This is a genomic window from Pseudomonas sp. GD04091, from assembly GCF_029836165.1.
In the GTDB taxonomy this organism is placed as follows: Bacteria; Pseudomonadota; Gammaproteobacteria; order Pseudomonadales; family Pseudomonadaceae; genus Aquipseudomonas.
Genome location: NZ_JAOEBG010000034.1, coordinates 39123 through 45445, shown reverse-complemented (window position 1 = coordinate 45445; position 6323 = coordinate 39123). Strand labels below are relative to the sequence as shown.

5 protein-coding genes are annotated in these 6323 nt (G+C 65.2%); all 5 read left to right on the top strand.

The window, feature by feature from the left end; all coding sequences use genetic code 11:
* The first annotated feature begins 144 nt into the window (after nt 1–144).
* The 5 genes from N7422_RS25900 to N7422_RS25880 are packed head-to-tail and all read left to right on the top strand — an operon-like array spanning nt 145 to nt 6301.
* Entirely contained in the window at nt 145–1902 is a 1758-nt protein-coding gene (locus N7422_RS25900; protein WP_279809192.1) for a carbamoyltransferase, read from the top strand.
* On the top strand, nt 1886–3016 hold the full coding sequence (locus N7422_RS25895; protein ID WP_279809191.1) for a glycosyltransferase: 1131 nt from the start codon (nt 1886–1888) through the stop codon (nt 3014–3016). The genes N7422_RS25900 and N7422_RS25895 overlap by 17 nt, the downstream gene beginning before the upstream one ends.
* A complete protein-coding gene (locus tag N7422_RS25890; RefSeq protein ID WP_279809190.1) occupies nt 3016–3912 on the top strand; it encodes an antimicrobial resistance protein Mig-14 in 897 nt (298 codons plus the stop codon). Before N7422_RS25895 ends, N7422_RS25890 begins: the two co-directional genes overlap by 1 nt.
* Nucleotides 3913–3914: 2 nt before the next feature.
* The gene (locus N7422_RS25885; protein WP_279809189.1) at nt 3915–5342 is read left to right on the top strand and encodes a PIG-L family deacetylase; all 1428 of its coding nucleotides are present in this window, start codon (nt 3915–3917) and stop codon (nt 5340–5342) included.
* Nucleotides 5339–6301: a glycosyltransferase gene (locus tag N7422_RS25880; protein WP_279809188.1), complete on the top strand. Its 963-nt coding sequence runs from the start codon at nt 5339–5341 to the stop codon at nt 6299–6301. Before N7422_RS25885 ends, N7422_RS25880 begins: the two co-directional genes overlap by 4 nt.
* The last annotated feature ends 22 nt before the right edge of the window (nt 6302–6323 follow it).

Below are 6323 nucleotides of genomic sequence, written 5' to 3'. Positions count from 1 at the left end.
CGCTGCGCGCCCCTTTCGCGACACAAGGCCGCTCCTACAAGGGGGCGGTGTGTCCGCCATCTTTGCGTTATAATCCCGCCCTTTAGCCGCCATCCGCCTGAATGGCCGTTGGCGCACTTCATACCGATTTGAGAGGCTAGACCCTTGGCACTGACGATTCTTGGCCTGTCCGGCGCCCTTAGCCATGACCCTTCCGCGGCCCTGTACATCGACGGCAAGCTGATTGCCGCCGCCGAAGAAGAGCGCTTCGTGCGTGACAAGCATGCGAAGAACCGCATGCCCTACGAGTCGGCGAAGTTCTGCCTGGAGCAGGCCGGCATCAAGCCGTCGGACGTCGATGTGGTGGCCATTCCGTTTGCCCCGATCAGCCTGTTCGGCAAGGCCCGCTGGCACTACGCCAAGCGCTATTGGTACGCCCCGGACCGCGCCCTCGACGCGCTGCTGATGGGCAACCGTCGCTACAAGCGCTACCGCAAGAAGATCGTCTGGTGCCTGGAGCAGCTGGGCTTCGATCCGAAGAAGATCAAGATCGAGCCGGTCGAGCACCACCTGGCCCACGCCTCGAGCGCCTACCATTGCTCGGGTTTCAAAGAGAAAACCGCGATCCTCGGCATCGACGGCAAGGGCGAGTACGCCACCACCTTCTTCGGCTACGGCGAAAACGGCAAGATCCACAAGATCAAGGAATTCTTCGATCCGGACTCGCTGGGCGGCCTGTATGGCGCGATCACCGAGTTCCTCGGTTTCGAGATGCTCGACGGCGAATTCAAGGTCATGGGCATGGCGCCGTACGGCGATGCCAGCAAGTACGATTTCTCGCGTCTGGCCAGCTTCGAGAATGGCGAACTGGTGATCAACACCGAGTACGCCAACGTCATCGGTCTGCGCCGCTATAAAGAGAAGGGCAAGGGCTTCTACTTCTCGCCGAAGCTGATCGAGTGGCTGGGTCCGAAGCGCGAAGGCGACATCGCCGACGAGCCGTACATCCACTACGCGGCCAGCATGCAGGCGCTGTTCGAGAAGCTGGCCCTGCAGATGATCGACCACTACCTGGGCGACACCTTGAAGGAAACCGGCAAGCTGGCCTTCGCCGGCGGCTGCGCGCTGAACGTCAAGCTGAACCAGAAGATCATCGCCCGCGACGACGTGAAAGAGCTGTTCGTCCAGCCGGCCTCCGGCGACGCCGGTACCGCGGTGGGCGCTGCCGCCTACGTCTCCCACGCCCGTGGCGTGCCGGTCGAGAAGATGGAGCACGTGTACCTCGGCCCTGCGTATTCCAATGAAGACGTGATCGCCGCCTGTGCCCGTCACCCGAGCCAGCCGAAATGGCGCAAGCTCGAGAACATGCCAGAGCAGATCGCCAAGATCATGGTCGATGGCAACCCGGTGGCCTGGTTCCAGGGGCGCATGGAGTTCGGTCCACGCGCCTTGGGTGGTCGTTCGATCATCGGCTGCCCGAGCGTGGAAGGCGTGGCCGATCGCATCAACCACCAGATCAAGTTCCGCGAGCGCTGGAGGCCTTTCTGCCCGTCGATGCTCGACACCGTCGCCCCGCAGATGATCAAGATCGACCACCCGGCACCGTTCATGACCTTCACCTTCGAAGTCGCCGAAGAGTGGAAGACCCGTGTGCCGGAAGTGGTCCACGAGGACGGCACTTCGCGCGCCCAGGTGCTCAAGCGTGAGTACAATCCGCGCTACTACGACATGATGAAGGCGCTCGAGGACCTGACCGGCAACGGCGTGTCGCTGAACACCTCGCTGAACCGTCGTGGCGAACCCATGATCTGCTCGCCGACCGATGCCCTGAACATGTTCTTCGGCTCGGACCTGCAGTACCTGATCATGGAAGACATCCTGGTGGTCAAGGACGGCGCCGCGCTCTATGACCAGCCGCTCTGAACCGCGCATCCTGCAGTTCTGCCATGGCTATGACGGGCCGTTTCTCGACTGCGCCCGTCAGTACGCCAGCCTGTTCCAGGGCAGCGGCTACAAGGTGACCACCGTGTTCCTCACCGGGGCAGCCGACGCGCAGGTCGCGGCGGGCTGCGCCTCGGACGAGGTGCTGTTCCTGGAGTTCAGTTCCAAGGCCGTGCGCGGCCTGAAGCTGGGCGCCATCCGCGCGCTGCGCAAGATTGCCGCGCAGCGCAACTTCAGCTTCTGCATCGCCCACCGCTTCAAGCCGATCTATGTCGCGCTGCTGGGAACCGGCCTGCCGGTGATCGGCGTGCACCATGCCTTCGGCGACTATGAGCGCAAAGGCCGGCGGCTGTTCGCCAACCTGCTGCGCAAACGCCTGAGCCTGCTCGGCGTGTCGGACGCGGTGCGCGACGACATGCGCCGCTGCCTGGCGCAGTGGCCCGCCGAGCGTATCCAGACCCTCTACAACCGCATCGACGTCGAGTCCTTGCGCTCCAGCCTGGTGCCGCGTGACGAGGCTCGTCGGGCCCTGGGCCTGGACGAGCAGGCCTGGGTGGTCGGCAATGTCGGTCGTCTGCATCCGGACAAGGACCAGGCGACACTGTTGCGTGGATTCGCCGAGGCCTTGCCGGGCCTGCCGGCCGGCGCGCGCCTGGTGATTCTGGGCAAAGGGCGCCTGGAATCCGAGCTCAAGGCGCTGGCTGGCGAGCTGGGCATTGCCGGCCAGGTCGACTTCCTTGGCCAGGTGCCGGACGCGCGCCGCTATTTCCAGGCTTTCGACGTGTTCGCGCTGAGCTCGGACCACGAGCCGTTCGGCATGGTCCTGCTCGAAGCCATGGTCGCCGGCGTACCGGTGCTGGCCACGGCCTGCGGCGGTGCCCGTGAGGTGGTCGAGGGCGTCGGCGTGCTGTTCCCGCTGGGTGATGCCGCGCAGCTGGCCCAGGGCCTGAAGCACATGGCCGGCCTGGATGCGCAGCAGCGCGAGGTCTGTGCCGAGCACATGCTGCAGCGATTGAGGCAGCGTTTCAGCGACCAGGCGGTACGCGATGCCTTCTGGCAGTTGCCGCAGGTTCGTGCGCTGGTGGCGCAGGCGTGATGCTCAATCACCTCCAGGCCTGGCGCGAACGCGGCTGGCAAGTGATCGACGCGGCCGAATACAGCGCTGCCTGGCAGCGTTTTGGCGGCAGCGTCGCCACGCATCCGCAGGTGGTCGAACAGTTGGCGGACCTGGCACAGATCCCGGTGCGCTACCTGGGGTGGTTTCAGGACGGTCAGCTCAAGGCCGCGCTGCCGACCTGGGGGCGTCACCTGGCGCTGTCCAAGGACGTGCTCAAGCGCGCTGGCAAGAAAGGTCTGTTCGACCTCGGCAATGCCGAGCTCATCCTGCCGGCGGCGGCTGATGCCGGGGCTCCGTTGCGCCATGCCGGGCGCTACCTGTCGGCGCTGAGCCAGGGCCGTTTCAGCGGCCTGAAGGCGCAGCCCGAACAGTTGGCCATGGCGCGGCCCCACGAGGATCTGTCGAAGAAGTTCCGCTATAACCAGCGACGCGAGCTGCGCCTGCTGGAAGAGGCTGGCGGCCAGGTGCGACCGATCGGCGATTTCACGGCAGCCGAAATCGCGGCGATGTACTGTGATCTGTTCCAGCGGCGCTGGGGGTTCCCGGCGACCGGCGCGGCCCGCATGGCCGAAGTGATCGAGCGCCTGCGCGGGCTGCTGATCGGTTCGGTGCTGTTCCTTGAAGGGGCGCCCATCGCGATTCAGCTGGTGTACCGTGTCGAGGCGCCGGAGTGGATCAGCGTGGAATACGTCAACGGCGGCGTCGACCCCGAGACCAAGGCGTTCAGCCCCGGCAGCGTATTGAGCTTCCTCAATACCCAGGCCGCCTGGGAAGATGCCAATGCCCGCGGCAAGGCGCTGCGGTTCTCGTTCGGCCGGGCCGACCGTGAGTACAAGGACCGTTGGTGCAATCCCGTCAACGTCTTCCAGGTCTGAACATGAGCGCTCACAAGCAGCAACTGCTCAAACGCCATCGCAAGCGCAAGCGGGTGATCCTGCTGGTGGCGCTTGTCCTGCTCCTGCTGTCGGCCTTGTCGGCGTGGTGGTTGCCACCGGTACTGGCGGTGTTGCTGTGGGTGGCCCACGAGGCCTGGTTCAGCGACCATCTGTTCTACGTGCCCGGCAGCGACTACCAGTACGACCTGCAGGCCAGCGAGCGCCACGCACTGCGTGAGCAGGGCGGCACGCTGGCCTTGCCAGCCGGTTGTCGGTTGGACGGCAGTGAAACCCTGCTGTTGCGGGTGACGCTGAGGGCCGGCTGGTTGGGGCGCCTGTTCGATCCGGCGGTGCGCATCGAGGGTGGGGTTGCCGACTGCCAGGCCTTCGAGCGAGGCGTTCAGGGTGTGCGCTACCTCAATCTGGGCGGCCAGGCCGAGGCGCTGGCTGCCGGCCGGCTGCGGCTGAGCGGCTGGCACTGTCGCATCGCGCCGGAAATGGAGCTGCTGGTGTTTCGTCATCCCGACTACCTGGCCGGTTCGATGATGGTCATTGCGCCCCATGCCGACGACGCCGAGCTGGCGGCCTTCGCCGCCTATGCCCAGGCCGGGAGCAGTTGGATCGTGACCTTGACCGCCGGCGAGATCGAAAACGAACACTACCGCGATACGTTCGGCATCGGCCTGGCCGAAGCGGCCCGCCTGAAAGGCGAGCTGCGCAGCTGGGACAGCATCGCCGTGCCGCGTTGGGCCAGTGTGCCTTCCTCGCAATGCGTGCAGCTGGGCTACTTCTGCATGCAGTTGCCAGCCATGCAGGCCGCCCCCGATACGGTGGTCCCTTCGCGGGAAGCGGATCTGGCCGATACCCGCCCGTTCCGCCGCTTCAACGAGGTGGCGCTGAGCAGCGATGCCGATGGTCGTCCGACCTGGAGCAACCTGGTGCAGGACCTGCGCGAGCTGATCGAGCGCGCGCGTCCGGAGACCATCGTGATGCCGCATCCGGCGCTCGATCCGCACCCGGATCATGTGTGCGCCCATGACGCTTTGCAGCAGGCGCTGCAGGGCGCAAGCTGGCAGCCGCAGACCCTGCTGTTCTATGCCAACCACCTGCATGACAACGATCGGTGGCCGATGGGTGACGCTGGTACGGGCGTGCCCTTGCCGCCCTTCTTCGATGCAGGCCTGCCCATGCGGCCATGGGCGCTGGGGGTCAGTGCGCAAATGCAGCGGCAAAAGGCCATCGCTTTGGGTATGATGCACGACCTGCAGCCAGCCCCCCCGCTCAAGCGCCGCATCCGCCGCTTGCTGCAGCGCTGCCTGGCCGCCCGGCGCTGGCCGGCATTCGGTGAAAATGAATTCTTCCGCAAGGCAGTGCGCCGGCACGAGCTGTTGTGGGTCGGCACAGTGATCGACAAGAGAGAGCCACGGTGAAAGTCCTGTTCCTGGTCCAGAAAGAGCAACGCGCCATCCTGGACCGTCTTTACGAAGGCATCGCGGCCGACTGCGAGTGCGATATCCGCTGGCTCACCGGTGACCAGCAGGCTGATCTGCGCAGCTATTTCCGCGAGCATGTACAGGTCGGGCAGTACGATCGCATCCTGTTCTTCCTGCGCTTCAAGAAAGAGATCCGCCAGGCGCGCTTCATCCGCACGGTGCCGAACCTGGTGATCCTCGAGCACGACGCCTACCAGAACTACATCCCCTGCAAGTACACCGGCAAGTTCAGCGAGTACTATCGCCAGCTGCCGTGGGCGCGGGTCATCAGCTCCGGCGCTGTCGTCACCCGGCGCCTGCGCGACGAGGGTTTCGACGCGGTGTTCGTGCCCAAGGGCTACGACCAGGCACTGCTGCGCAATGAAAACCGCGAGCGCGACATCGAGCTGGCGTTCGTCGGCAGCCTGCGCAGCGTGGCCTACTCCGGGCGCAAGCAGATGCTCGAGTCGATCGCGGCGGTGGAAGACCTGCTGATCACCCGCACCAAATCCGGCGAGGAGTACAGCCAGACCCTCAGCCGGATCCGCTTCTTCGTCAGTGCCGATGTCGGCATGGGCGAGTACATGATCAAGAATTTCGAAGCCATGGCCTGTGGCTGCGTCCTGTTCGCCTACGACCAGGGCGAGGAAGAGAACCAGGCACTGGGCTTCGTAGACATGCACAACATCGTGCTCTACCGCGACGTCGAGCAACTGCGCGAGAAGTTGGCCCTGTTGCGTGGCGACCTCGCGCTCGCCGAAAGCATCTCGCGCAACGGTCAGCAGTTGGCCGAGCAGCGCTACACCTTCCACGCGCTTGGGCGGGCGATTACCGAGGCCATGCGCGTACCATTGCGCCCGGCCGCCAAGCCCGGTCTGCTGGAGCGCCTGTTGCTGGCCATCGGCCTGTCGCGTTAAGCCCTAAATACATCGAGGAAGC